This window comes from Lysobacter korlensis, from assembly GCF_042434515.1.
Map to the genome: position 1 here is coordinate 182,394 of NZ_JBHLTG010000003.1, position 24,766 is coordinate 207,159.

Annotated in this window: 22 protein-coding genes; 13 read left to right on the forward strand and 9 right to left on the reverse strand. The window is 67.4% G+C overall.

Annotation, left to right across the window (positions count from 1 at the left end; translation table 11 throughout):
- Positions 1 to 9: 9 nt before the first annotated feature.
- Positions 10 to 627 (reverse strand): translesion DNA synthesis-associated protein ImuA, encoded by a 618-nt coding sequence (gene imuA, locus ACFFGH_RS13970; protein WP_386669241.1) that lies wholly within the window; start codon positions 625 to 627, stop codon positions 10 to 12.
- Entirely contained in the window at positions 627 to 1,244 is a 618-nt protein-coding gene (gene lexA, locus ACFFGH_RS13975; RefSeq protein WP_386670210.1) for a transcriptional repressor LexA, read from the reverse strand. Before lexA ends, imuA begins: the two co-directional genes overlap by 1 nt.
- Before the next feature lie 207 nt (positions 1,245 to 1,451).
- Between lexA and ACFFGH_RS13980 the strand changes: the two genes are divergently transcribed.
- On the forward strand, positions 1,452 to 2,342 hold the full coding sequence (locus ACFFGH_RS13980; RefSeq protein WP_386669243.1) for an MBL fold metallo-hydrolase: 891 nt from the start codon (positions 1,452 to 1,454) through the stop codon (positions 2,340 to 2,342).
- The gene (locus tag ACFFGH_RS13985; RefSeq protein ID WP_386669245.1) at positions 2,339 to 3,067 is read left to right on the forward strand and encodes a TMEM43 family protein; all 729 of its coding nucleotides are present in this window, start codon (positions 2,339 to 2,341) and stop codon (positions 3,065 to 3,067) included. The genes ACFFGH_RS13980 and ACFFGH_RS13985 overlap by 4 nt, the downstream gene beginning before the upstream one ends.
- An 89-nt stretch (positions 3,068 to 3,156) precedes the next feature.
- Here ACFFGH_RS13985 and ACFFGH_RS13990 read toward each other — a convergent pair whose 3' ends face one another.
- Complete coding sequence (locus ACFFGH_RS13990; protein WP_386669247.1) at positions 3,157 to 4,653, reverse strand: aminotransferase class III-fold pyridoxal phosphate-dependent enzyme; 1,497 nt, start codon at positions 4,651 to 4,653, stop codon at positions 3,157 to 3,159.
- A 118-nt stretch (positions 4,654 to 4,771) separates the two neighbouring features.
- Here ACFFGH_RS13990 and ACFFGH_RS13995 point away from each other — a divergent pair, with 118 nt between their 5' ends.
- The 6 genes from ACFFGH_RS13995 to secF all read left to right on the forward strand — a co-directional run bounded on the left by ACFFGH_RS13995 (position 4,772) and on the right by secF (position 11,416).
- On the forward strand, positions 4,772 to 5,203 hold the full coding sequence (locus ACFFGH_RS13995; protein WP_386669249.1) for an Lrp/AsnC family transcriptional regulator: 432 nt from the start codon (positions 4,772 to 4,774) through the stop codon (positions 5,201 to 5,203).
- A 66-nt stretch (positions 5,204 to 5,269) separates the two neighbouring features.
- A complete protein-coding gene (queA, locus tag ACFFGH_RS14000; RefSeq protein ID WP_386669251.1) occupies positions 5,270 to 6,319 on the forward strand; it encodes a tRNA preQ1(34) S-adenosylmethionine ribosyltransferase-isomerase QueA in 1,050 nt (349 codons plus the stop codon).
- Positions 6,320 to 6,675: 356 nt separating this feature from the next.
- A complete protein-coding gene (gene tgt, locus ACFFGH_RS14005; RefSeq protein ID WP_386669253.1) occupies positions 6,676 to 7,812 on the forward strand; it encodes a tRNA guanosine(34) transglycosylase Tgt in 1,137 nt (378 codons plus the stop codon).
- A gap of 195 nt (positions 7,813 to 8,007) precedes the next feature.
- A complete protein-coding gene (gene yajC / locus ACFFGH_RS14010; protein ID WP_386669255.1) occupies positions 8,008 to 8,346 on the forward strand; it encodes a preprotein translocase subunit YajC in 339 nt (112 codons plus the stop codon).
- Between the two features lie 184 nt (positions 8,347 to 8,530).
- On the forward strand, positions 8,531 to 10,390 hold the full coding sequence (secD, locus tag ACFFGH_RS14015) for a protein translocase subunit SecD (RefSeq protein ID WP_386669257.1): 1,860 nt from the start codon (positions 8,531 to 8,533) through the stop codon (positions 10,388 to 10,390).
- A gap of 66 nt (positions 10,391 to 10,456) precedes the next feature.
- Positions 10,457 to 11,416 (forward strand): protein translocase subunit SecF, encoded by a 960-nt coding sequence (gene secF, locus ACFFGH_RS14020; protein WP_386669259.1) that lies wholly within the window; start codon positions 10,457 to 10,459, stop codon positions 11,414 to 11,416.
- Positions 11,417 to 11,509: 93 nt separating this feature from the next.
- On the opposite strand, the gene ACFFGH_RS14025 is transcribed toward secF, so the two are convergent.
- Positions 11,510 to 12,337 (reverse strand): inositol monophosphatase family protein, encoded by an 828-nt coding sequence (locus ACFFGH_RS14025; RefSeq protein WP_386670212.1) that lies wholly within the window; start codon positions 12,335 to 12,337, stop codon positions 11,510 to 11,512.
- A 108-nt stretch (positions 12,338 to 12,445) separates the two neighbouring features.
- Between ACFFGH_RS14025 and ACFFGH_RS14030 the strand changes: the two genes are divergently transcribed.
- The 3 genes from ACFFGH_RS14030 (at position 12,446) to ACFFGH_RS14040 (ending at position 16,376) form a co-directional block, all read left to right on the forward strand.
- On the forward strand, positions 12,446 to 13,240 hold the full coding sequence (locus ACFFGH_RS14030) for an RNA methyltransferase (protein ID WP_386669261.1): 795 nt from the start codon (positions 12,446 to 12,448) through the stop codon (positions 13,238 to 13,240).
- 128 nt (positions 13,241 to 13,368) lie between these two features.
- Complete coding sequence (locus tag ACFFGH_RS14035) at positions 13,369 to 14,244, forward strand: phosphate/phosphite/phosphonate ABC transporter substrate-binding protein (protein ID WP_386669263.1); 876 nt, start codon at positions 13,369 to 13,371, stop codon at positions 14,242 to 14,244.
- The gene (locus ACFFGH_RS14040) at positions 14,241 to 16,376 is read left to right on the forward strand and encodes a putative bifunctional diguanylate cyclase/phosphodiesterase (protein WP_386669265.1); all 2,136 of its coding nucleotides are present in this window, start codon (positions 14,241 to 14,243) and stop codon (positions 16,374 to 16,376) included. Before ACFFGH_RS14035 ends, ACFFGH_RS14040 begins: the two co-directional genes overlap by 4 nt.
- 25 nt (positions 16,377 to 16,401) lie before the next feature.
- Here ACFFGH_RS14040 and ACFFGH_RS14045 read toward each other — a convergent pair whose 3' ends face one another.
- The 3 genes from ACFFGH_RS14045 to ACFFGH_RS14055 form a co-directional block, all read right to left on the reverse strand.
- Positions 16,402 to 17,037, reverse strand: a complete 636-nt coding sequence (locus ACFFGH_RS14045) for an exopolysaccharide biosynthesis protein (protein ID WP_386669267.1) — start codon at positions 17,035 to 17,037, stop codon at positions 16,402 to 16,404.
- Positions 17,021 to 18,349 (reverse strand): hemolysin family protein, encoded by a 1,329-nt coding sequence (locus tag ACFFGH_RS14050; protein WP_386669269.1) that lies wholly within the window; start codon positions 18,347 to 18,349, stop codon positions 17,021 to 17,023. The genes ACFFGH_RS14045 and ACFFGH_RS14050 overlap by 17 nt, the downstream gene beginning before the upstream one ends.
- Positions 18,350 to 18,769: 420 nt before the next feature.
- Complete coding sequence (locus ACFFGH_RS14055) at positions 18,770 to 19,180, reverse strand: hypothetical protein (RefSeq protein WP_386669271.1); 411 nt, start codon at positions 19,178 to 19,180, stop codon at positions 18,770 to 18,772.
- Between the two features lie 40 nt (positions 19,181 to 19,220).
- Here ACFFGH_RS14055 and ACFFGH_RS14060 point away from each other — a divergent pair, with 40 nt between their 5' ends.
- Both ACFFGH_RS14060 and ACFFGH_RS14065 read left to right on the forward strand, forming a co-directional pair.
- Complete coding sequence (locus ACFFGH_RS14060; RefSeq protein ID WP_386669273.1) at positions 19,221 to 19,550, forward strand: MGMT family protein; 330 nt, start codon at positions 19,221 to 19,223, stop codon at positions 19,548 to 19,550.
- A 155-nt stretch (positions 19,551 to 19,705) separates the two neighbouring features.
- Positions 19,706 to 20,368 (forward strand): rhomboid family intramembrane serine protease, encoded by a 663-nt coding sequence (locus ACFFGH_RS14065; protein WP_386669275.1) that lies wholly within the window; start codon positions 19,706 to 19,708, stop codon positions 20,366 to 20,368.
- A 67-nt stretch (positions 20,369 to 20,435) separates the two neighbouring features.
- On the opposite strand, the gene ACFFGH_RS14070 is transcribed toward ACFFGH_RS14065, so the two are convergent.
- Positions 20,436 to 22,454: a M13 family metallopeptidase gene (locus tag ACFFGH_RS14070; RefSeq protein WP_386669276.1), complete on the reverse strand. Its 2,019-nt coding sequence runs from the start codon at positions 22,452 to 22,454 to the stop codon at positions 20,436 to 20,438.
- A 184-nt stretch (positions 22,455 to 22,638) separates the two neighbouring features.
- The gene (locus ACFFGH_RS14075; protein ID WP_386670214.1) at positions 22,639 to 24,729 is read right to left on the reverse strand and encodes a M13 family metallopeptidase; all 2,091 of its coding nucleotides are present in this window, start codon (positions 24,727 to 24,729) and stop codon (positions 22,639 to 22,641) included.
- Positions 24,730 to 24,766: the final 37 nt, after the last annotated feature.

Here is a 24,766-nt window from a genome sequence, read left to right on the forward strand (position 1 = left end):
CGGCCGGCCTCAGCACGCAACCGGGAATGCGATCGGCTGCGGCGGTGCAAGCCCGCCACGGCACTTGAGCACGCGCAACTGCCGTGGGCGACGGTCCAGCGCGATGCGCAGCGCGGCAGGCGAGGGGTTCTGCGCGGCATCGATCGGCCGCAACGCAAAACCCAGGCTCTGGCCGCTTTCGGCTGCCACCTGCAGGCGCCGCAATGCGCGGTCGTCCACCTGGCGCGGCCAGCACAGCACGGCCGCGCATGCGCCCGAGCGCAGGCATTGTTCGACCGCCCAGAGCGCGTGCTTCTTCTGCGCCTGCAGCAGGTGCAGGCGCTCTAGCACCACGCCGGCCGCGCGCCATGCCGGTGCATACGGCACGCACGGTGGATCGACGAGCACGATCTCGCGCCCGGCCTGCGACAGCCGCGCAAGCGTCGGCCACAGCAGCGACAGTTCGCCAAGCCCGGGCTCCGGCAGCAGCAGTTCGGTCAGCGCGCCCTGCGGCCAGCCGCCGGTCGGCAATGCGGCATCGAGCTGTGCGTGCCCGGTCGGATGCACGGACGGAGGTGGCACCGCGGGCCGGCCGCGCCAGAGCCGGCGTGTTTCGAGCAGGGCATCGAGCGCGACGACCGCGCCCATCAGTCGCGCCTCACCAGGCCGCAGTACAGGCCTTCGATCGCGAAGTCGGTGCCCGGCGCGATCTCGATCGGCGCGAACTCCGGATTGCGCGGCAGCAGCCGGATGCGGTCGTGCCGGATGTCCAGGCGCTTGATCGTGATCTCGTCATCGACGCGTGCGACCACGGTCTGCCCGTGGCGCGCCTCGGATGCGCGCTTCACCGCAACGAGGTCGCCATCGAGGATGCCGTCATCGCGCATCGAATCGCCATGCACGCGCAACAGGTAGTCGGGCACCGGTGTAAACAGCGCACGGTCGATCGGCACAAAGCCCTGCACGCGCGCATCCGCGCCGATCGGGATACCGGCCGCGACGCGGCCGAGGATCGGCAGTTCGAACGTATCCAGATGCCTGCGTCGTATGCGCGGCATCGTCTCGACGATGCGCAGGCCGCGTGCCTGCCCGGGCCTGCGCTCGATCACGCCGGCAGCTTCGAGTGCCTTGAGATGTTTGGCGGCCGCGTTGAGCGCAATGCCCATCGCATCGGCGATTTCCTGCAGGCTCGGCGCAATGCCGGCTTCGTCGATCTGGCGACGGAGGAAGGCGAGGATCTCGGACTGTCGGGGTGTGAGTGGCATGGTGTAAATATTTACACCTGTCGCGGCGGATTGCACCAGACTTTTTTCACCGCATCACGGCCGCGTGATGCCTGCATTCGTCGCACGTAGTGGTGCGACATATCGATCAGTCACTTGCACGCAACGGTTCGTGCATTGCGCACATGATCGGTTCCATGTGCCGCGCCGATGCCCGATCATCCTCTGACTGACCTGCGTGGAGCCGCCATGAAACTCTGGTCCCTGACCGGCAACAGCCAGAAGCTCGACGGTGGTGCAATGTTCGGCAATGCACCGCGGGCGATGTGGCACCAATGGGCGCCGCCGGACGAGCACAACCGCATCGAACTGGCATGCCGCAGCCTGCTGGCAACGCCGCTCAATGGCAGGACCGTGCTGTTCGAAGCCGGAATCGGCGCGTTTTTCGAGCCCAAGCTGCGCGAACGCTATGGCGTGATCGAAGATCGGCACGTGCTCGTCGATTCGCTGGCCGAGGCCGGATTTGCACCCGCCGACATCGACGTGGTCGTGCTCTCTCACCTGCATTTCGACCATGCCGGCGGCCTGCTCGAAGCCTGGCGCGAAGGCGAGTCACCGAAGCTGCTGTTTCCGAATGCGACATACGTGGTCGGCCGCGCGCATTACGAGCGCGCGAAGCAGCCGCATGCGCGCGACCGCGCGAGCTTCATTCCCGAGTTGCCGGCACTGCTCGAAGCCACCGGCCGGCTCGAGCTGGTCGACGGCACGCATTCGCAGGTGCTCGGCGACAGCGTGCGGTTCCATTTCAGCGATGGCCATACGCCCGGCCTGATGCTGTCGGAAATCGTCGGGCCCGAGAAAGTCGATGATCAGCCGCACGGCGGCGTGGTGTTCTGTGCCGACCTGATCCCTGGCCGGCCATGGGTGCACGTGCCGATCACGATGGGCTACGACCGCAATGCGGAGCTGCTGATCGACGAGAAGCGCGAGTTCCTCGAAGACAAGCTCGCACGCAACGTGCATCTGTTCTTCACCCACGACCCCGGCTGCGCGCTCGCGCAGATCGTGCGCGATGCGAAGGGACGCTTCTCGACCGTGCACGAGGTCGAGGCGCTGCGCGCGAGGCCGCTCGCGGCATGAGGTGGGCCGGGCTCGCGCTCGGCCTGTGCATCGCGGCCTCGGCGCCTGCTGCGGCGCCGTCCGCTGCGCCGGTCGACGTGGAGGCGCAGCCGCAGTCCGGTGGCGTCCTGCGCGATCGCGAGTTCGGTGTGCGCAGCGACCAGTTCGGGCTCGAGCGCCGCGTCGAGATGTACCAGTGGCGAAGAATAGAGCAGGGTTTCCAGCCGGTCTGGAACGCCGCGCCGATCGATTCGACCGGCTTTCCGCCCGAGTACGGCAACCCGCCCAAGCTTCCGATCGAAAGCGAGCGCTGGTGGGCGAAGGAAGCGACGCTCGCGGGCCGGCCGATCCATCGCGAAGTGCTGTCCACGCTCGGGCGCTGGGTGGAGTTCCGCCCCGACTTCGCACGGCTGCCGGCCAACCTCGCAGCCGCGTTCCAGCCCGAAGGCAACGGCCTGGGCAGCAGCGAGAACCCGCTCGAGCCCGGCATCGGCGATCTGCGCATCCGCTGGCACGAACTGGTCCTGCCCGAGCTCGAAGGGCGCGTCGAATTGCGCGACGGCACATGGCGGCTGGCCCCCGATGCCGTGGTGCCGGGCGTCGCCCCGGCCGATCCACTGGTCGTGATCACGCCGCCGAATTCGCGCCTGCTGCGCGATCCATGGGCCTGGATGGCCGGTACGTTCGCGATCGTGCTGATGCTCGTGGCCGTGCTGTACGGCCGTCGTGACCGCGGCGACGACTGAGCCACCGCAACGCCCGGCCGCTGGCTACTGCTGCGCCGGAAAAGAAAAAGGCCGGCATCGGCCGGCCTTTTCCATCGATACCGCAGGCCTTAGGCCGCTGCGGCCTGCTGCAGGCGCGGGCCTTCCTGCACGGCGCGCCCGACCAGGCTCACCATCAGGTCGATCTCCTCGCTGGTGATCGAGAACGTCGGCGTGAAGCGCAGCGAGTTGGTGCCGCCGTGGATCACCCCGAGGCCGCGCTCGCGCAACCATTCCTCGGTCGAGTTCGAGCCGTAGCACTTGAACTGCGGCGCGAGCTCGCACGAGAACAGCAGGCCGGTGCCCTGGACCTTGGTGATCAGCCCGCCGAGTTCGTCCTTGAGCTGTTCGAGCTTGCGCACCGCCTCGGCGCCGCGCGCACGGATGTTCTCACGCAGCTCGGGCGTGACCTGCGCCAGCACCGAGCAGGCGACGTCGAGCGCACGCGGGTTCGTCGTCATCGTGTTGCCGTACAGACCCTTGCGATAGAGGCTGGCGACGCGTTCGCCGACCGCGAGCACCGACAGCGGGTACTGGCCTGCGTTGAGCGCCTTCGAATACGTCTCCATGTCGGGCGCTTCGAGATTCTCGAAACCCGGGTAGTCAACGATCGACAGCACGCCGTGTGCACGCAGGCCGGCCTGGATCGAGTCGACCAGCAGCAGCGAGCCATGCGCCTTCGTGAGCTCGCGCGCGGCGGCATAGAACTCCGGCGGCACGCTGCGGCCCGGGTCGCCTTCGCCCATCACCGGCTCGAGGAACATCGCCTCGATGAACCAGCCGTTCGCATCGGCATCGGCGAACGCCTGCTTGAGTGCGTCGACGTCGTAGGGCGCGATCGAGATCACCGACTGCTCGCCGCGGTAGCTCGCCAGGTGCTGCAGGTAGGTTTTGCGCGTGGAATCGGAGTACAGCGCCGGCCGGTCGGTGCGGCCGTGGAAGCTGCCCTTGACCACCAGGCGCTTGATCGTGGCGCCGGCACGGCGACCGTCGGGGTCGGTCATCGTCTTCGCATTCGTATCGGCGATGCGCGCGGCGAGCGTGACCGATTCCGAGCCCGAGTTCAGGCAGAAGAACTTCTCGTACGGGCAGCCGCCGCGCTCGATACCGATCGCCGCGCGCAGGGCGCGCTCGAAGCGCAGCTGCGACAGCGACGGCGTCATGATGTTCGCCATCACCTGCGGCTTGGCCATCGCATCGATGACCTGCTGCGGCGTGTGGCCGAAGCCGAGCATGCCGTAGCCACCGGAGTCGTGCAGCACGGCGCCTTTGAGGGTGACGATCCACGGTCCGCGTGCGGCGAGCGCGACGTACGGATTGACCGCATCGTCGGGATAGAAATTGACGTAGCCGGCCTGGATCGCGTGCGCCTGGGCTTCTTCATCGAGATCGAGCAGGTTGGCGAACTCGTCCCGGATGCGGGCGTATTCCGCGGCGGCGGCATCGATCGCTTCCACCAGCTCGGGGTGCGAAGCGGTGAACTTCTCGATGGTGGCGTCGTCGAGCCCGGGGGTGCGGCGCGTGCCGCCGTGGGCGCGCAACGGCGCGAGCGTGTCGATGGCGGCCATGCGAATCTCCTGGAGTGGGACCATCGGCCTATTATCTGGATAATTTCGTCGATCAAAACCCCTGTTATGGACGAAAATACGCCCGTGTATCGGCGTTTCGACGAAAAATTCCCGCTCCATGAAGATCACTTCCGCTGACCAGCAGCTGCTGACCCTGCTCCGCGAGAACGCCCGCGCCTCGACGGCCGAGATCGCGCGCCGCCTGAAGCTGTCGCGCACGACGGTGCAGAGCCGCATCGAGCGGCTCGAGCGGGAAGGCGTGATCGCGGGCTATACGGTGCGCGTGCACGATGCGGCCGAACGCAGCCACATCCGCGCCCACATCATGATTACCGTGCTGCCGAAGCAGGCCGCATCCGTGGTGGAGGCATTGCGCGCGATGCCGGAAGTCCGGTCGCTGCATTCGGTCAGCGGCCCGTTCGACCTGGTCGCGCTGGGCGTAACGCCGGGCGTGGCAGAGATGGATGCGCTGACCGACCGCATCGGCGATCTCGAAGGAGTGGAGCGCACCACGTCGTCGATCATCCTGTCGGCGAAGTTCGAGCGGTAGCGCTGCCGCGGCGTCTAGGGCGCGGGGCTCTACAATGCCGGGTTGATCCCGCAATCGCCGCCTGTCTTGAAGAAGTCCGATTTCCATTACGACCTGCCGCCCGAGCTGATCGCGCAGGCCCCGCTGGCCGAGCGCTCGGCCAGCCGCCTGCTCGAAGTGCCGCCCGAGCCGGGCGCGCTGCGCGACCGCGTTTTCCGCGAGCTGCCGCAGCTGCTCGAGCCCGGCGACCTGCTGGTGTTCAATGACACGCGGGTGATCCCGGCGCGATTGTTCGGCCAGAAAACGACCGGTGGCCGGGTCGAGATCCTGATCGAGCGGCTGCTTGGCGCCGACCAGGCGCGCGCGCAGCTCGGCGTCAGCAAGTCGCCGAAGGCCGGCGCGCGCATCGCGCTCGATGCCGGTGGCGAAGCCGAGGTGCTGGGGCGCGAGGGCGAGTTCTATGTCCTGCGCTTCCACGTGCCCGAGTCGCTGGAATCCTGGCTGCTGCATGCCGGGCGGTTGCCGTTGCCGCCCTATATCCAGCGCGAGCCCGGCCGCGACGACGCCGAGCGCTATCAGACCGTGTTCGCGCGAGAGGCCGGCGCCGTCGCTGCGCCGACCGCGGGGCTGCATTTCGACGAACCGCTGCTGGCCGAGCTGCAGGCGCGCGGGGTCGAGTTCGGCCATGTCACGCTGCATGTGGGTGCGGGCACGTTCCAGCCGGTGCGCGCGGACGATCTGTCGCAGCACGTGATGCACAGCGAATGGATCAACGTCGGCGCGGCGCTGGTCGAGAAGATCCGCAGCACGCGTGCCGCGGGCCGGCGGGTGATCGGTGTCGGCACGACGGTGGTGCGGGCGCTCGAGTCGGCCACGCGCGACACGCCGGAAGGCGGGCGCGAATTGCAGCCGTTCGCGGGTGAGACGCGGCTTTTCATCCTGCCCGGTTACCGCATCACGTCGGTCGATGCGATGGTGACGAACTTCCACCTGCCGGAAAGCACGCTGCTGATGATGGTGTCGGCTTTTGCGGGCAAGGAACGGGTGTTTGCGGCGTATGCGCATGCGATCCGGGAGCGGTATCGGTTCTTTTCTTATGGGGATGCGATGCTGCTTTGGGCGAAGGGTTTGGCTTGAGTTTTGCGCGCTTTGTGCTTGGAACAGGTTCCGCCTGGCGGCGGGTCACTTTTCTTTGCTGGCCCAAAGAAAAGTAACCAAAAGAAATGGCCTTTCCTCGTGAGGTCAAAACCTTCGGTGATCGGCGACGTTGCACCGGGATTTTTCGAAGCGACGTCCCTGTCGCTTCGAAAAACGCTCGACGTCCTGTCGAGCGCCCTCCGGGTCTTTGGACTTCGCAGGTGTCCGAAGTGTCGGAAATAGGCGATCGGTCGGGCTGCTGGCACGCGCCATCGGTAACAGATGCCGCTCTGGGGTCTACGGGCAGCACTTTCCAGAACAACAACAGGCTCTTGTGGCCTCGATGAGATGACGGCATGAGCCGAATGAATTTCGAACTGCTCGGCACCGATGGCGCGGCGCGCCGTGGTCGCCTGACTTTCCCGCGCGGTACGGTGGAAACGCCGGCGTTCATGCCGGTCGGCACCTACGGCTCGGTGAAGGGCATCTTCCCCGAGCAGGTGCGTGAGCTCGGTGCCGAGATCATCCTCGGCAATACGTTCCACCTGTATCTGCGCCCGGGCCTGGATGTGATTGCCGACCATGGCGGCCTGCACGGGTTCTCGCGCTGGAACGGGCCGATCCTGACCGACTCGGGCGGCTTCCAGGTGTTCTCGCTCGCGCACCGTCGCAAGATCACCGAAGCCGGCGTGACGTTCGCTTCGCCGACCGATGGCGCGAAGGTGTTCCTCGGGCCCGAGGAGAGCATGCACATCCAGCGCGTGCTCGATTCGGACATCGTGATGATCTTCGACGAATGCCCGCCGGTGCAGATCGATGGTGTGCCGGTGTCGGTCGACGTCGTCAAGCGTTCGATGGAGCTGTCGCTGCGCTGGGCCGAACGCTCGAAGAAAGCGCACGAGGGCAATGACGCCGCGCTGTTCGGCATCGTGCAGGGCGGCGTGCACCATGAGCTGCGCACGCGTTCGGCGGACGGGCTCAAGGCGATCGGCTTCGATGGCTATGCGATTGGCGGGCTGGCCGTCGGCGAGACCGAGGACGAGCGCAACGCGATGCTCGATCACACCGCGCCGCAGCTGCCGGAAGACCGTCCGCGCTACCTGATGGGGGTCGGTCGGCCGGAGGACCTTGTCGAAGCGGTCGCGCGCGGCGTCGACATGTTCGACTGCGTGATGCCCACCCGTAACGCGCGCAACGGGCATTACTTCACCGCGACCGGCACCGTGCGCGTACGCAATGCGAAGTACGAGCGCGATACGCGGCCGATCGAGGAAGGCTGCGATTGCTATGCCTGCCGCAACGGTTACAGCCGCAGCTATCTGCGCCATCTCGACCGATGCAACGAGATGCTCGCGCCGATGCTCGGCACGCTGCACAACCTTCGGTATTACCAGCGCCTGATGGCCGGCATGCGCGAAGCGATCGCGGCCGGACGGTTCGGTGCGTTCCGCGAGGCGTTCTATGCGGCGCGACAGGGGAGCGCCGAGCGGTAACTTCAGCGCGTCGCGTCGCACAGCCCCGGCGTTACACGGGTCATCCGCAGCGGCCGACGTGGATGTGCGATCCAAGCTGCGCGGGTGTGCTACCCGTGCTCGGTGTGGCGTCCTGCTGGTGCGGCTTCCGGACAGCCCGGCGCGCGCGGGACTGCGTGGCATAATCCCGGGCTATTTGGTTTCCGGACGAAAGTCATGACCCTGCTCGACTTCCTGATCGCCCCCGCACATGCCCAGGCCGCGGCCCAGCAGCCGGGCGGCGGTTTCGGCACGCTGCTGTTCCCGATCCTGCTGATCGGCGTCATGTACTTCCTGATGATCCGTCCGCAGATGAAGCGTGCGAAGGAACACCGGGCGATGCTCGAGAAGCTTTCGCGCGGCGACGAGGTGCTGACGAACGGTGGCATTGCGGGCACGGTCTCCGATATCGGTGAGAACTTCGTCACCGTCGAGATCGCCGCCAACGTGCGCATCCGCGTGCAGAAGGCCGCGATCGCGAACGTGCTGCCGAAGGGCACCTTGAAGTCGGCCTGACCCGGCGCCAGTACAGTTCCAGACTCGACCGTGAGGCCGTCCGGGCCGCGGGCCCGGGCATCCGGTACCGCGACGCGGGGCCGGCACAGCAGGGCCGGTAGGTCCTGCAAGATCCCCCGGGTTTCGCGCCCGGGCGGACACCAACCAGATCCGACGGCCGGGGAGGTCGTCGCAGGAAGCCAAGATGCTTACGTACGCGCGCTGGAAATACTTCGTCATAGTGATCGTCCTGCTGCTCAGCGTGCTGTACGCACTGCCGAACGTGTTCCAGAAAGTGCCGTCGGTGCAGGTCACTGCCAGCCGCGGCGCACAGGTGGACCAGGCGCTGCAGTCGCGCGTCGCGCAGGCGCTGCAGCAGGCCGGCATCACGCCGCAGGCGATCGAGGTTGACGGTGACGACCTGTTGGTGCGGCTCGGCAACCCCGAGGCCCAGATCAAGGCCGCTGACGTGTTGCGCCCTGCGCTGGGCAGCGATTACGTCGTCGCGCTGAACCTCGCCTCGACGGTGCCGGAATGGCTGCAGAAGCTCGGCGCCGAGCCGATGCTGATGGGCCTGGACCTGCAGGGCGGCGTGCACTTTCTGATGCAGGTCGACCAGAAAGCCGCGCTCGACAAGCGGCTTGATGCGATCGCCGAGGACGTGCGCGTGCAGCTGCGCGACAACCGCGTGCGCTATGAATCTGTCGAGCGCACCGCCGGCAATGACGTGATCGCCACACTTGCCAACGCGGCCGATGGTGAAAAGGCCCGCAAGCTGCTGCTCGCCAGCCAGCCGAACCTGCAGATCGAGGCCGAGGGCCGCGCGCTGCGTGTGCGGATCCCCGAGGCCGAGCTGCAGCGGTTCGCGCTCGAGGCGATCGAGCAGAACGTCAGCACGCTGCGCAACCGCATCAACGCGCTCGGCGTGTCCGAGCCGATCATCCAGCGCCAAGGCGACGACCGCATTGTGGTGCAGCTGCCGGGCGTGCAGGACACGGCGCAGGCCAAGCGCGTGCTCGGCGCGACGGCGACGCTGGAGTACCGCGCGGTCGTCGAAGGCAATGCCGCGGAGGCGGTCGCAACCGGCAATGTGCCGCCGGGCGCGCGCCTGTATTACGAGATCGGGCCGAACGGCGAGCGCACGCCGGTGCTGCTCAGCAAGCGCGTGATCGCGACTGGCGACCAGCTGGTCGCAGCAAGCTCGACGTTCGATTCGCAGACCGGCACGCCGGCAGTGTCGGTGCGCCTGAACGCCGTCGGCGGCCAGCGCATGTTCGATTTCACCACCGAGAGCGTCGGCAAGCCGATGGCGGTGGTCTACATCGAGCGCATTCCCGAGGTGCGCATGGTCAACGGCCAGGAAGTGCGTACTACCCGCGTGAACGAGGAAGTGATCTCGGTTGCGACGATCAACGGCGTGTTCGGCAAGGAGTTCCAGACCACCGGCCTTGAGAGCTCGAAGTTCGCCGCCGACCTCGCACTGCAGCTGCGCTCGGGCTCGCTCGCGGCGCCGATGGACTTCATCGAAGAGCGCATCGTCGGCCCGAGCCTGGGCCGCGAGAACGTCGAGCGCGGCGTGCAGGCCGTCACCGGCGCGTTCGTCTTCGCGCTGCTGTTCTTCCTCGTCTACTACCGCATGTTCGGCCTGATCACGGTCAGCGCGCTGCTGATGAACCTGCTGATGCTGGTCGCGGCGATGTCGATGATCGATGCGACGCTGACGCTGCCGGGCTTGGCGGGTATCGCACTGACGGTCGGCATGTCGGTCGATGCGAACGTGCTGATCAACGAGCGCATACGCGAGGAGCTCCGGAACGGGCTGCCGCCGCAGACAGCGATCGCGACCGGCTATGAACGCGCCTCCGGCACGATCGCCGACGCGAACCTCACCGCCATCCTCGCGGGCATCGCGTTGCTTGCGTTCGGCACCGGGCCGGTCCAGGGCTTCGCGATGACGTTGATCATCGGCATCCTGACCTCGATGTTCACCGCTGTCGGCGTGTCGCGCGGCATCGCGACGCTGATCTACGGCGGCCGCCGCAAGCTCAAGTCGATTGCGATCTGACCCCGCGCGCGGGCCAGGCCCGCGCCGATGCGCCGCTGGCGGCGTGCATTCCTAGGACTCCGGTCAATGAAACCTTTCAATGTTTTTCCGTACGGCAGCAAGTTCAACTTCATGCGCCTGCGCTGGGTCTCCCTGGCGATCGCGCTGGGGCTGATGCTGGTCTCGATCGGCGCAATGGTGTTCAACGGCTTCAACTTCGCGATCGACTTCACCGGCGGCACCGCGGTCGAGTTGCGCTTCCAGAAGCCGGCCGATGTGGACGCCGTGCGGCAGGCGCTCGAACGCGCCGGTTACTCCAGCCCGCAGGTGCAGACGTTCGGCACGAATGCCGACCTGCTGATCCGCTTGCAGCCCAAGGCGACCGAAGGCGGGCAGGGGATCGACACATTGGCCGTCGTCGCGGAGGACGTGCGGGCGTTGGCCTCCACGCCGGATAACCCGGCCGAGATCGCACGCCGCGAAACCGTCGGCGCGCAGGTCGGTGACGAGCTGGCATTGAACGGCATCTGGGCGCTGATCTTCGTGGTCGTCGGGTTCCTGATCTATATCTGGTTCCGCTTCGAGGCAAAGTTCGCGGTCGCGGCAGTGGTCACTTCGATGCACGACGTGGTGGTGGTGCTGGGCTGGTTCGCGCTGACCGGACACGAGTTCGACCTGACCGTGCTGGCCGGTGTGCTGTCGGTGCTCGGCTTCTCGATCAACGACACGATCGTCGTGTTCGACCGCGTGCGCGAGAACTTCCGTGGCATGCGCGGTGAGCCTGCCGAGATCCTCAACATCTCGATCAACCAGACGCTCTCGCGCACGGTGATCACGTCGTTCGTCGCGCTGCTGACCGTCGTGGCGCTGTACCTCTACGGTGGTGGCTCGCTGCGTGGCATGGCCGAGGCGCAGATGATCGGCATCGTGATCGGTACGGTGTCGACGATCTTCGTCGCCTGCCCGCTGCTGCTGTGGATGGGCGTCAGCAAGCAGGACCTGATGCCGAAGGTGCGCAACGAGGAAGAGCTCGCGCGCCGTCCGTAAGCGGCCCGCAGGCACCACGGAAAAGGCCGCGCAATGCGCGGCCTTTTTCATATGGCGAGGGCGCTGCCGGAGTGGCAGGCCCGGTGCGTGATCTCAGTCAAACGCGGCCGCGTAACCCGAATTGACGATCTTCGTCTGCAGCGCATCGGCGATCTTGAGGTTGCCGGCGACGAGCTGCCGGCCAGCAAGGCCGCGGTTGTCCATCGGTCCGGTGCTGCGGCCGCGGAAATCGACGACCTTGCCGCCGGCCTCGCGCACCATCAGCGCGCCGGCGGCGATGTCCCACGGCTTCACGCCGGCCTCGAAGTACGCATCGACGCGGCCGCAGGCGACGTACGCGAGATCCAACGCGGCCGAACCGGTGCGACGGATGTCTTCGGCCTCGTTCAGCAGTACGTCCAGGCATTTGAGGTGCGCACTCGCGCGCGGGCGCTCGCGCGGCGGAAAGCCGGTGATCAGCATCGCCTTGTCGAGGTCCTTGCGCTCGGACACGCGGACGCGCTTGTCGTTGAGCGTGGTGCCACTGCCGCGGCTGGTGGTGAACAGCTCGTTGCGCAGCGGATCGAAGATCACGCCGTGGATCGGCTCGCCGTTCTCGACCAGCGCGATCGATACGCAGAAATGCGGAATGCCGTGCAGGTAGTTGCTGGTGCCGTCGAGCGGGTCGATCACCCAGGTGTAGCGCGCCTGCCGCCCGCTGTTCAGCGGACCGCTCTCCTCGCCGAGGATCGCGTAGTCGGGCGTCGCGCGCCGGAATTCCTTGATGATTTCCTTCTCGGCCAGTTCGTCGACCTCGCTCGCGTAATCCATGCGGCCCTTTTCGACGACGTTGAGCGCGTCGAGGCGATGCATGTGACGCAACAGTACGTTGCCGGCGGCGCGGGCTGCCTTGACCATGAGGGTGACGGCGGGTTTCTGCATGGGCAACGGCCTCGGCGGGGAGGTGAATGAACGGCTGGCGGGAGTAAAGAGCGACCGGCGATCGCACGGGCTGGGCCGTGGCCGGGGCGCGGAGTTTACCATTGCACGATGAGTCCTGATTTCACCGCCAACCCCGATCCCGCCGCGCCCGCGCTGCAGCGCCTGCGCATCGTCCTCGTCGGCACCCAGCACCCGGGCAACATGGGCTCGGCCGCGCGGGCGATGAAGACGATGGGCCTGTCCAACCTCGTCCTGGTCGCACCGGAAAAGCCGCCGGACGCCGAGTCGTACGCACTTGCGGCTGGCGCGGACGATCTCCTCGCCGCCGCCGCAACCCATGCAACGCTCGCCGAAGCCGTGGCCGACTGCACCCGCGTGTACGGCTGCACCGCGCGCAGCCGACGCATTGCGCTGGACGAACTCGCGCCGCGCGAGGCAGCCGAGCGGGCACTCGAGGCGGCCGGGTCGGAAGGCGAGGTCGCGCTGGTGTTCGGCCGCGAGCGCACCGGGCTCGACAATGACGAGCTGCAGCTGTGCCACGCGGCGGTACACATTCCCGCCAACCCGGGCTACAGCTCGCTGAACCTCGCCGCGGCGGTGCAGGTGATCAGCTACGAGCTGAGGCTGGCCGCGCTTGCCGTGCAGGCCGCAGCGCCGCGTGTCGAAGACGATGCGCGGCGCGAGCCGCCGGCCTCCCATGCACAACTCGAGGGAATGTTCGGCCAGCTGGCCGAAACGCTGGACGATATCGATTTCCACAAGGGCCGCACGCCCGAGGCGGCGATGCGCAAGCTGCGGCGCATCTTCCTGCGGGCCGGACTGGACGAGCGCGAGGTGCGGCTGCTGCGCGGTGTGCTGTCCGATGCGCAGCGCATGGCGATGCTGGCAACGCGCCCGCGCTGACGCGTTGCACCAATGACACGATTAATCGCGACGGACGGCACGTTTTTCGATTAGGCTGCCGCCACCCTGCGATCCGAACCGCGTCCGTGCCCCAGTGTTTTCGCCGCGTTGTCCTGGCGTTTTTCGCCATGCTGCTGCCTGTGCAGGCGGCACTGGCCGGCGACGGCGGCGTATTGGTGCTCGGTCGCATCAGTGACGATCCGAAGGCGCATTACGAACAACTGCGCCCGCTGCTGGATTACGTCGTTCCGCGCATGGCCGATGTCGGCATCCGCGAGGGCCGCATCCTCATGGCGCGCGATCCGCAGCAGATGGCCAGCTACCTGCGGCGGGGGCGCGTGGACTGGGTCACCGAGACCTCGGCGACCGCCGTGCTGCTGCGCCAGCGCGCAGCCGCACGCCCGCTGCTGGTGACCGAGCGCGACGGAAGCAGCCACTACCACAGCGTCTTCTTCGCGCGCCGTGACAGCGGGCTGCGCACGCTCCGTGACCTGCGCGGACGCAGCGTCGCGTTCCAGCGGCCATCTTCGACCAGCGCGTATTTCGTGCCGGCTGCCGAGCTGCTCACACACGGCCTCGGGCTGGAGATCCTTTCGTCGCCCAGCGAGCGGCTCGGAACCGATGCAGTGGGCTACGTGTTCGCGCGCTCGGAGCTCAACATCTCCACCTGGGTGCACAAACGCCTCGTCGATGCGGGCGCGATGAGCCACCTGGACTGGAACAACCCGCAGCGGATGCCGCTCGCGTTCCGTCGCGACATGGTGGTTCTCGGCCGCACCGGCAGCTATCCCCGCGCGGTCGAACTCGTGCGTGACACGCTCGATCCGAAGGTCGCGATGCGTCTGAAGACGGTGCTGCTCGCCGCCGAGGACGATCCGAAGGCCGGCCCCGCGTTGCGGCAGTTCTTCGGCACCACGCGATTCCTCGCACTCGACGAGCCCTCGTCGCGCGCGCTCGACCAGCTGGCAACGGGCGTGGCCCGGGTGCGGACCGACGTCGAATGACGCTGCGTTATGGCCTGCAGGCCAAAGTCCTCGCGATGATGGGGCTTGCACTGCTCGTAGTGCTGGCGCTGATGGCGCTGCTGTGGAACCGCCAGCACGTGATGCACGAGGCGGTCGAGGACATCAGCCGCTCGACGATGGACGAGATGGCGCGCGAGACCGTGCGGCGCCGCGGCGCCGCGGTGGTAGCACAGCTCGGCGACGCGCTCAGCAACCCGCTGTACTACTTCGACCTCGATGCGATCGGTGCGCTTGCCCGTGTCGCGCTGAGGCAGCCGGGCACGCGCTACCTCATCGTCTACGACAGCGAAGGCAACGTGCTGCACGATGGCAGCGAGTCGATCCCGAGCTACGGCAGACGCATGGACGATGCGATGGCTGCCGGCGCGATTGCCGCGCGCGAAACGACCACCCAGGTGTCGGGCGAGGTCATGGATGTGGCGACGCCGATCATGCTCGGCCCGCAGAAGCTGGGCGGGGTGCGCATCGGGTTCGATCTGCGCGAGCTGCGCCAGCAGCAGGACCAGGCGGTCGCGCGCATGCACGCGCGGCTGGACCAGCTCGGCCAGCGGCAGTTGCTCTGGGTCGGCGTGCTCAGCGCGGCGCTGATCGCATTGGGTGCGGTGATGCTGTGGCTGCTGCAGCGCTCGCTGGTACGGCCGATCCGGCAGCTGGCCGATTCGGCACGCGCGATTGAATCGGGCCACTTCGATACGTCGATGCCGGCAAGTGGGCGTGCGGATGAAGTCGGTGACCTGATGCGCGCGTTCGGGCGGATGAGCGAATCGGTCGCGCGCCACGATCGCGAGATCCGCCGCATCGCCTACACGGACTCGCTGACCGGGCTTGCGAACCGGCTCGCGTTTCGCGAGCTGCTCGACGAGCGCCTGCTCAAGCTCCGCGATGCTGGCCGGCAACTCGCACTGCTGTTTGCCGACATCGATGACTTCAAGCGGGTCAACGACACGTTGGGGCACGACGCCGGCGACGAGGCACTGCTGCAGTTCGCCGCGCGTATCGGCGAGGCCGTGCGCCGCCACGGCGGGCCGGATGCGGTGCTGGCGCGCTTCGGCGGCGACGAGTTCGTGATCCTGGTACAGGCCGCGCCGACGCGGGGCATCGACGTGCGCACTGCAGCGAGCGGGCTGGCCGAGGCGCTGGTCGAGGCGTTGAGCGCGCCGGTCGAACTGCATGGCAGGCAGGTGTTTCTCGGCACCTCGATCGGCGTGACGCTGTTTCCGGACGATGCTTCCGGCGCGACCGCGCTGATGAAGAACGGTGACATCGCGATGTACCAGGCAAAGCTGGCCGGCAAGAACTGCTACCGCTTCTACAGCCGGGCCATCGACCAGGCCGCCGAGCGCCGCGTCCAGCTGGAACAGGAACTGCGTGGCGCGTGGGACCGGGGCGAGATGAGCCTCGCGTACCAGCCGGTCTTTCGCCTTGCGGACCGCAGGCTGGTCGGTGCCGAGGCGCTGCTGCGCTGGCAGCACCCGCAGCAGGGGCTGGTGTCGCCGTCGGTGTTCATCGAGGTGGCCGAGCAGAGCGGACTGATCGACACGCTGGGCCCGCAGGTGCTGCGCGCCGCCTGCCGCGATGCGATGCGGTGGCGGAAGGTGCAGGCGCGTGATGACGAGCCGTTGTTCGTATCGGTGAACGTATCGCCGCGCCAGTTGCGCAGCGGCGATCTGCCGGCGACCGTCGCCAGCTGCCTGCGCGAGACCGGGCTTTCGGCGCACCAGTTGCACGTCGAACTGACCGAGACGACGGTCATCAGCGACGAGCCCCATGTAATCGAGCTGCTTGCCCGGCTGCGACTGATGGGCGTGAAGGTGTGGCTGGATGACTTCGGCACCGGGTTCTCCGGGCTCAGCCATCTGCGTCGCGTGCCGGTGGATGGCGTCAAGATCGACCGCAGCTTCGTTGCCGACATTCCGCGTGATGCTGACGATCTGGCGCTGACGACCGCGATCATCGCGATGGCGCATTCGCTGAACATCGTCGTCGTGGCCGAAGGCGTGGAGAAGCCCGACCAAGCGGCGGTGCTGCGTGACCGCGGCTGCGACCTGGCGCAGGGCTACTGGCTTGGCCACCCGATCGACATCGACGGTTTCCTCGAGCTTCTCGCCTGAGGCAGGACCGGCCGCCCGAAGGGCGTCAGATCATCAGGTCGATCCAGTCCGCGAGCATGCTGGCCAGGCTGCCCGACAGTACGGCCACGAACGTGCCGACCACGGCGCCGCTGACCCAAGCGCCGAGCATGAGCCGCCCGTCGCGCTCGATCAGTGCCAGCGCGACCAGCAGCAGTACGACCGCGAACAGATAGTTGGTCAGCGGAATCGGCAGCAGCAGCAGGATGCCGAGCACGACCAGCTGAAGGCCCGTGAACGCGCTCGCAAGCCGGTGATCGAGGATGTTCCGCTGTCGCGGCCGCACGACGCGTTCCAGCCGCGCGAGCAGCGGGGAGATGCGGTCGCGGAACTGCGCCATCCGCGCGCGGCGCGGCCCGCGGCGCGCCGCAAAGGCAGGCAGCCACGGCTGCCGGCGACCGATCAGCAACTGCAGTCCGATCAGCACGACGAGCGGACCGCTCGCGGCGCCGGCGAAGCCCGGGATCGGGATGAACGCGGGCAGCGTGGAGACGAACAGCAGCATCCCGAACGAGCGCCGGCCGAGCCCCGAGAACACGTCGCCGAGCCGCAGCACGTCAGCCGGGTCGCCCGTCGCAAACCCGTCCAGCAGCGCGCGAGTGCTGCTTTCGACGGCCGTGTCGCGATCAGCCCGTGAGGTCATCGCCGTCGCTGTCCTGCGTTTCCGGTCGGGCCTGCAGCAGCAGCTTGTCGATGCGTGGCCCATCGAGATCGACCACTTCGATCCTCCAGCGGCCCCACTCGAAGAACTCACCCGCATGCGGGATGCGGCCGAAGTGCGCGATCACCATGCCGGCCGCGGTGTGGAAGTCATGCTCGTCCTCGTCCGGCAGCCGGCCACCTCCCGTCAGCTCGCGCAGGTCCTCGAGTGGCAGCGACCCGTCGAGCAGGTAGGAGCCGTCAGCGCGTTGCACGATCGGCGTATGGCCTTCGTCGGCTTCGTTCGACAGCACGCGGCCGATCACTGCGCCCATCAAATCGTTCACAGTGACCAGGCCAGTCACGTCGCCGTATTCGTCGACCACAAGCGCGATCGATTGCTGCTCTTCGCGGAAGATCTCGAGCAGTTTCAGCGCGTGCGTCGACTCGGACACGAACAGCGCCTCGCGCAGCTCCGCGAACAGGTCGAGCTGGTCACCCTGTTGGCCGAGTTCGCTGAGCAGCGACTTCGCCTCGAGCACTCCAAGCACATCCTGGTCGCTGCCCTGGTAGACGGGGAAACGCGAGAACGGTGATTCGCGCATGGTCGCGAGGTTCTCCTCGCGGCTCGCCGCGGCGTCCAGCCAAGTGATCCGCGTGCGCGGCGTCATCAGGCTGTCGGTGGTCCGGTCCCCGAGGCTGAGCACCCGGTTGACCATCTTCCGCTCATCGGCGTCGATGACACCCTGCTCGTGGCTTTCGGTCACGAGCATGCGGATCTCTTCTTCGGAAATGTCCGAGCGCACGTCGCTGCGGATGCTGAGCAGGCGTAGTACCGCGCGATTGATCGCGCCGAGCACGAAGACGACCGGCCGCGCCGCGCGCGCCAGCCCGTCGAGCGGAATGGCAACGGCGCTGGCGATCTTTTCGGGATTGGTGAGCGCCAGCCGCTTGGGGACGAGCTCGCCGAAGATCACCTGGCCTGCCGTGATCAGGCCCACCGCCGTACCGATGCCAATGCCGCGCGCGTACTGGGCGGCGTCCGGCCAGAGCGCCCGCAGCCAGTCCGCGATCATCAGCCCGATCGCGTCACCGCCGAACACGCCCGTCAGCACGCTGATCAGGGTGATGCCGACCTGGACCGTCGACAGCAGGTTGTCGGGCGCTTCGGCCAGTTCAAGCGCCTTGCGCGCGCCGCGGTGGGTCTCACCGAGCTGGCGCAGGCGCAGCTTCCGCGAGGTCATCAGCGCCATCTCGGACATCGCGAAGAACGCGTTCAGCACGATCAGTGCCGCGACGATCATCAGCTCGAGCATGCGCCCTCCCACCGTGCGGGACGGGCGACCACGGCCTTGTGGTCAGGCGAAGCGTGTTGCTGTACGGCGCGAGGCGACGCAGCCCGCGGCGCGGCAAGCGGAAGGACGTGACGGCTGGAGGTGCCCGGATTGCAGGACGGGGAAGGCGGGTGTGGCTCGCTTCTCAATCGCCTGAAAGGGTCATCGTCCATCGAGGGGGAGGGCAGCCGTAACGGCATTCATCTTAACAGGCGGGTTTGAGGCCCCCTGGTGAAGGCCCGGCCATACCGACCTCGGCCCTGAAGATGGTGCACGCATGCGGGATCGTGCTCCGGCCGGTGCCTCCTCGGCTCGCCTGTGCGCTCGTGTGCCGCTCGGTCGCAGCCCGGACAACGAAAAAGGCCCGCGCAGGCGGGCCTTCCAAGTGCGCCCGTGAGGGCGTTAAAGCAGGTCGCCGCCGCCCGAAAGCATGCGCTCCATCCGGTCGCCCAGGCCGCCGAGCTCGAGTACGAGCCGGTCGACCTCGGCCGCGTCGAGGCCGTCATAAGGCCGGTTCTCGCACAGCTGCAGGTATGGCACGCCGTCGAGGTCGCCGATCGCGAGGTAGCCGACCCGGCTCTGCCAGTTGAACGCCAGCGCGCGTCGCGCGTCGAGTCCGGTGGTCGGCGCCACCGCCGTGCTCACGCGCAGGTAAGGGCGGCCGTCGTCATCGTCGAGTTCGGAAAGGAAGATGGACTGGTGGCGCGTGCCCTGCTCGAGCGACAGTTCGATGCAGACCACGTCCTCCTCTTCCATCGTCGTGCGGAAGCCGGCGGTCTTGAGGTGCTTGCGGATGGAGTCGAAATTGCGCACTGACGGCCTCGCTCGTGAATCAGGCCCCTATGCTAACGCGATGACCACCGCTGCCGACCGCATTCTGGCCGCCGTACGCGAGATTCCGCACGGGCAGGTGGCCAGCTACGGGGAAATCGCCACCCGTGCCGGCCTGCCGCGGCGGGCGCGGCTGGTCGCGCGCGTGCTCAGCCATAACGACGACGCGGCGCTGCCGTGGCATCGCGTCGTGCGTGCCGATGGGTGCATCGCGCTCGAGCGCGACTCCGCGGCGTTCAACGAGCAATGCGGCCGCCTGCGCGCGGAAGGGCTTACCGTCGATAACGGGCGCGTACGGCGTCAGCGTCGCGAGCCCGACCTCGACCAGCAGGTCTGGGGCCCGGCGGACTGAGCCGGGCGGCAGGCCCGCCCGCGCAGACCCTATTGCCGCAGAACGCGTGCGCCGCGACACGGTGAATAGATGGCGCTGCGTGACGCTGCATTCCGCACCCCGCCCGCGCCCTCACAAACCAGCGGCTACCATGGCGCCTCGTCCGAGGAGCCGTGATGTTTTCCAACCTGCCGCCGATCACCAAGGCCCTGCTGATTGCCAATGCGCTGGTTTTTCTGTTGCAGCTTGCGATCGGCGACCGCACGCTGGCGCCCTTCATGCTGTGGCCGTTCGGCAGCGGCGATGACGCGTATGCGATCAGCCAGTTCCTGCCGTGGCAGGTGCTCACGTACGGTTTCATGCACGGCAGCCTCGCGCACCTGCTGTTCAACATGCTCGCGGTGGTCATGTTCGGCGCACCGCTCGAGCATGTCTGGGGCGATCGCCGCTTCCTGACTTACTACCTTGTCTGCGTGGTCGGCGCGGCTGTCTGCCAGTTGGCGGTCGGCGCGTGGACGATGTCGCAGGGAGGCGAGGCCTATCCGACCGTGGGCGCCTCCGGCGGCGTGTTCGGACTGCTGCTGGCATACGGCATGCTGTTTCCGCAGCAGCGCATCATGCTGCTGATCCCACCGATCCCCATGAAGGCACGCACGCTGGTGATCGCGTACGGCCTGATCGAGTTGTTCCTCGGCGTGACCGGCCGCATGCCTGGCGTGGCGCACTTCGCGCACCTGGGCGGCATGCTGTTCGGCTGGCTGCTGATCCGTTACTGGCGTGGCCAACCGCCTTTCGGCCGAGGTCGCGGCGGCCCGCCGCGGATGCGCCGCGTGCACTGATCGCCAGCGGTGCCTGAAATGAAAACGGCGCGGAATTCCGCGCCGTTTTTGCATTGCGTGCCCGGGCTTATGGCCAGAGCCGGACCTGCTGCTCGGCCGTCAACTGCATCGGCGTACCCGCCTTGCAGTCGAACGCTTCACCGAAGCCCGGCTGGTTCATCAGCGGCCCATTCGTGCGCCACTTGCCGGGCGTATGCGCGCTGGAAGCCGCGCGTTGGGCTGCGACATCGGCGCTCAGCTGCTGCGGCCACAACCCGGCCCAGGCGCGGTAGAACGCCTGCTTCGATGCCGTGTCGGCGTCCGGCTGGGCGGTCTGGTATGCGGCCCAGGCCGCTTCGACGCCGGCAAGGTCCGCGATGTTGATGTCGCGCGTCAGCGTGCCGTTGACGTTGACGCCGGTGAGCTCCGGATAACCGTGGGCGCCGTACTGCGAAACCACCCGGTTGCCGAGCTGCTGCCACGCGGCCACGTCCTGCGGCGTCCACCAGTCGCGCACCTTGCCCTTCGAATCAACCAGGCGCCCCCGGTGATCGATCGCATGGCTCAGCTCGTGACCGACCAGAGCACCGAGCGAACCATAGTGCGCAGCAGGCGGCTGGGTGGTGTCGAGCACCGGCGGCTGCAGCATGGCGGCGGTGATGATCAGGCGGTTGTGCGGCAGGTCGTAGGTGAGTGCAGGCTGCTGCGGAAGCACGTCCCAGCGGCGGTCAGCATTGCCGCGACCGATGCGCTTCATCTCCTCGCGGTGGTGCCAGGTGGAGGCGATCAGCATGTTGCCACCGAAGCTGCCACGGCCCATCGGCTGCACGGTGTAGTCGAGGTCGCGACGCGGCGCTCCGACTTCGATGCGCAGATCGGCCAGCTTCGCGCGCGCCTCGGCCTTGGCCTGCGCGCCCAGACGCGGGTCGCGTTCGATCGACGCGGCGAGCGCGTCACGCACCTGCTTCGCAACCTCTTCGGCACGCGCACGTGCCGCCGGCGGCACGTAGCGGCCGACGTACTCGCGCCCGAGCATCGGGCCGGCGGCGAGGTTGATCGCGTCGAGCACCTGCTGCTGGCGCGGCGCGGGTTCGCTCGCGCCCGCCAGCGTGCGGCCGCGGAACGCGAAGTGCGCGTCACGCCAGGCCTTGGACAGGTACGGCGCCATCGCATCGCCGACGCGCCAGCGCAGGTAGGTCTTCCACTGCTCGGGCTTCAGGCGGTCGACCAGCGTGTCGAGCTGCGCGAACAGCTCCGGGTTCGCGATCGAAACGCTGTCGTCGCTCACGCCCTGCGCCTTGAGGAACGCGTCGAGCTGCAACCGCTTGTACTGCTTGCCCAGCCCTGCCACCGGCACCTGGGCGTAGTTCGCGCGCGGGTCTCGCAGTTCTGACAGCGGGCGCGAAGCCTGCGCGATACGCGTCTCGAGGTCGATCACCTGCTGCGCCTGCGCAGCGACCTGGTCCTTCGGCGTGCCGGTCAGCGCGAGGATCTGCTGCACGTAACTGTTGTACTGGCCGAGCAGTTCGCGGGTTTCCGGGTCGGTGCGCGTGTAGAACGCCGGGTCCGGCAGGCCGAGGCCGCCCTGGCTGAAGTAGCCGATATGGCGGTCGAGGTCGCGAAGGTCGACGTCGGCGCCGAAGTTGAACGCGACCGGGATGCCGACCTGATGCAGCGCGGCAATTGCCGGCGCGATGTCCTTCGTGCGACGGATCGCGTTGATGCGCGTCAGCAGCGGTGCGATCGGCTGGGCGCCGTCGCGCTCGACCGCGGCTTCGTCGAGTCCGCTGGCCCAGAAGTCGCCGAGCAGCTTCTGCACGTTGCCCTGCGGCGACGACATCGAGCTGTTGAGCAGGTCGACCTGCTGCTGCCGGGCGCGTGTGGTGAGCTGCTCGAGCGCCGAGGTCGAGCCGCTGTTCTCGGGCGGCGTGTTCGTCTTCAGCCAGTCGGCGTTCGCCGCGGAGTAGAAGTCGCTGCACTCCGCGCTGATTTCCGGCGCCTTCGCCTTTGCTTTCGAACCGCGCCGCTTCTGTGCGTCCGCATCGGGCGCGGCAAGCGCCGCGATCAGGCTGAGGGCGAGGGCACAGGCAAGCGGTCGTGGCGTCATGGTGAGCGTCCGGGCAGGGGTCGCGGGAGTTTAACCAGCCACACTACTTCGACAGTGAACGGTGTACCGCCAGCAGACCTCGACCGTAACGCCGCAAACGCCCCGGACGATGGCGGCCTGGCCAGCGCGCAAAAGAAAAGGCCCGGGAAATCCCGGGCCTTGCTGGACCTACGGCAGCGCTGGCTTACCAGATGATGACCTGCTGGTCGCCCTGGCGCACCATCGGCTGGCCCGGCTTGCACGAGAACGCCGTCGCGAACGCAGGCAGGTTCGACGGCGCACCGATCGCTCGGAAGTTCGCCGGTGCATGCGAGTCCGTCGCCAGCCGCACGTTGAGCTCTTCGGGCGTGAAGTTGCGACGCCACACCGTGGCCCAGTTCGCAAAGAAGCGCTGGTCGCGGGTCAGGCCGTCGGTCTTCGGGTCGGGCTTGCCCTCGGTCGCTTTCTTCATTGCGTCGTAGGCCACGGCCAGGCCGCCGAGGTCGGCGATGTTCTCGCCGAGCGTCAGCTTCCCGTTGACCTTTTTGCCCGGCGCCGCTTCATATGCATTGAACTGGTTGACCAGCTTGTCGGTGCGGCTGCTGAAGCCCTTGGCATCGGCATCCGTCCACCAGTTCTCGAAGTTGCCGGTCGCACCGAAGCGGCTGCCCTGATCGTCGTAGCCGTGGATCATCTCGTGGCCGATCACCGCGCCGATGCCGCCGTAGTTCATCTCGTCCGTGGCATTCGGGTCGAAGAACGGCGGCTGCAGGATCGCCGCCGGGAACACGATCTCGTTCTGCAGCGGGTTGTAGTACGCGTTGACCGTCTGCGGGCTCATGCCCCATTCGGTCTTGTCGACCGGCTTGCCGATCTTGCCCAGCTGCCACTTGTAGTTGAACTCGTTCGCGGCGAGCACGTTCTCGATATAGCTGTCGCGCGTGGTCTCAAGACCGTTCCACTCGCGCCACTTGTCCGGATAGCCGACCTTGGGCGTAAAGCTCGCCCACTTCTCCATCGCCTTCTTCTTGGTCTCGTCGCTCATCCAGTCGAGGTTCTCGATGCGCGTCTTGAGCGAGGCCGAGAGGTTCTTGACCAGCTCCTGCATGCGCTCCTTTGACTCGGCCGGGAACGCAACCTTGACGTACATCTGACCCAGCGCTTCACCAGCGTTGTCCTCGATCGTGTCGAGCACGCGCTTGCCGCGCTCCTTCATTTCCTTCTGGCCGCGCAGCGCCTTGCTGTAGAAGTTGAAGTGTTCCTGCGCAAACGCGTCCGACAGGTACGGCGATGCGCCGTCGACGGTGTGGAAGCGCAGGTAGGCCTGCCACTGCTGGGCCGGCACGTCGGCGAGCATCTTGCTGACTTCCTGGTGGAAGCCCGGAATCGCGAGCGAGAACATCTCGGGCGTCTTGACGCCCTGCGATTCGAAGAACTTCGTCCACGCGAAGTTCGGCGTCAGCTTGTCGGCCTGCGCCGGGCTGACCGGGTTGTAGTACAGCGATACGTCGCGCGAGAGCTCCTCGCTCGACTTCGACACCTTTGCCAGGCGCGTTTCGAACGCGATCACGTCCTTGGCGAGGTTCGCGGCATCGGCGGCCGGCACGCCCGAGAGTTCGAGCACCTTTGCAACGTGCTGCTCGTACGCGGCAAGCTTTTCTTTCTTGTCAGGATCGAAGTAGTAGGTCTTGTCCGGCAGGCCCAGACCGCCCTGGCCGGCGTAGGCGATGTTCATCGACGAATTCTTGAAATCCGCCTCGGGGCCGAACGAGAACAACAGGTTCTCGCCACGCGCGGCACTCGCGCGCAGGTAGTCGGCGATCTTTTCCTGGCTGTCGAGCGCGGAGATCTCGTTGAGCCTGCCCTGGATCGGCTGGATGCCGGCCTCGTTGATCTTCTTTTCGTCCATGCCGCTGGCCCAGAAGTCGCCGACGATCTTCTCGACGCCCGCGGGGTCGTCCATCGCGGCTGCCTGCTCGGCGAGCTGGCGCTGCACGGCCGTCGAGCGCTCGTCGAGCATCTCGAACGCGCCCCACGAGGTGCGGTCGCCGGGGATCTCGTTCGCGGCAAGCCACTTGCCGTTCACGTAACCGCCGAAGTCGGTACAGGCGTCCTTCGCGGTGTCGATGTCGGCCACGGCGAAGCGGTTCACCGGCGGCAGCTTCGATTCGTCGAGCTTGAGGCCACCCGCGTCCGCCTGCGCGGCCGGGGCGGGAGCGTTCGCTGCTGCGGCGGCGACCGGGTCTTTCTCCGGGCAGCCGGTCAGCACGCCGGCAATCGCGAGGGATAACAGCAGGGGTTTGGTCAGGGTCACGGCAGGCTCCAGCCAACGG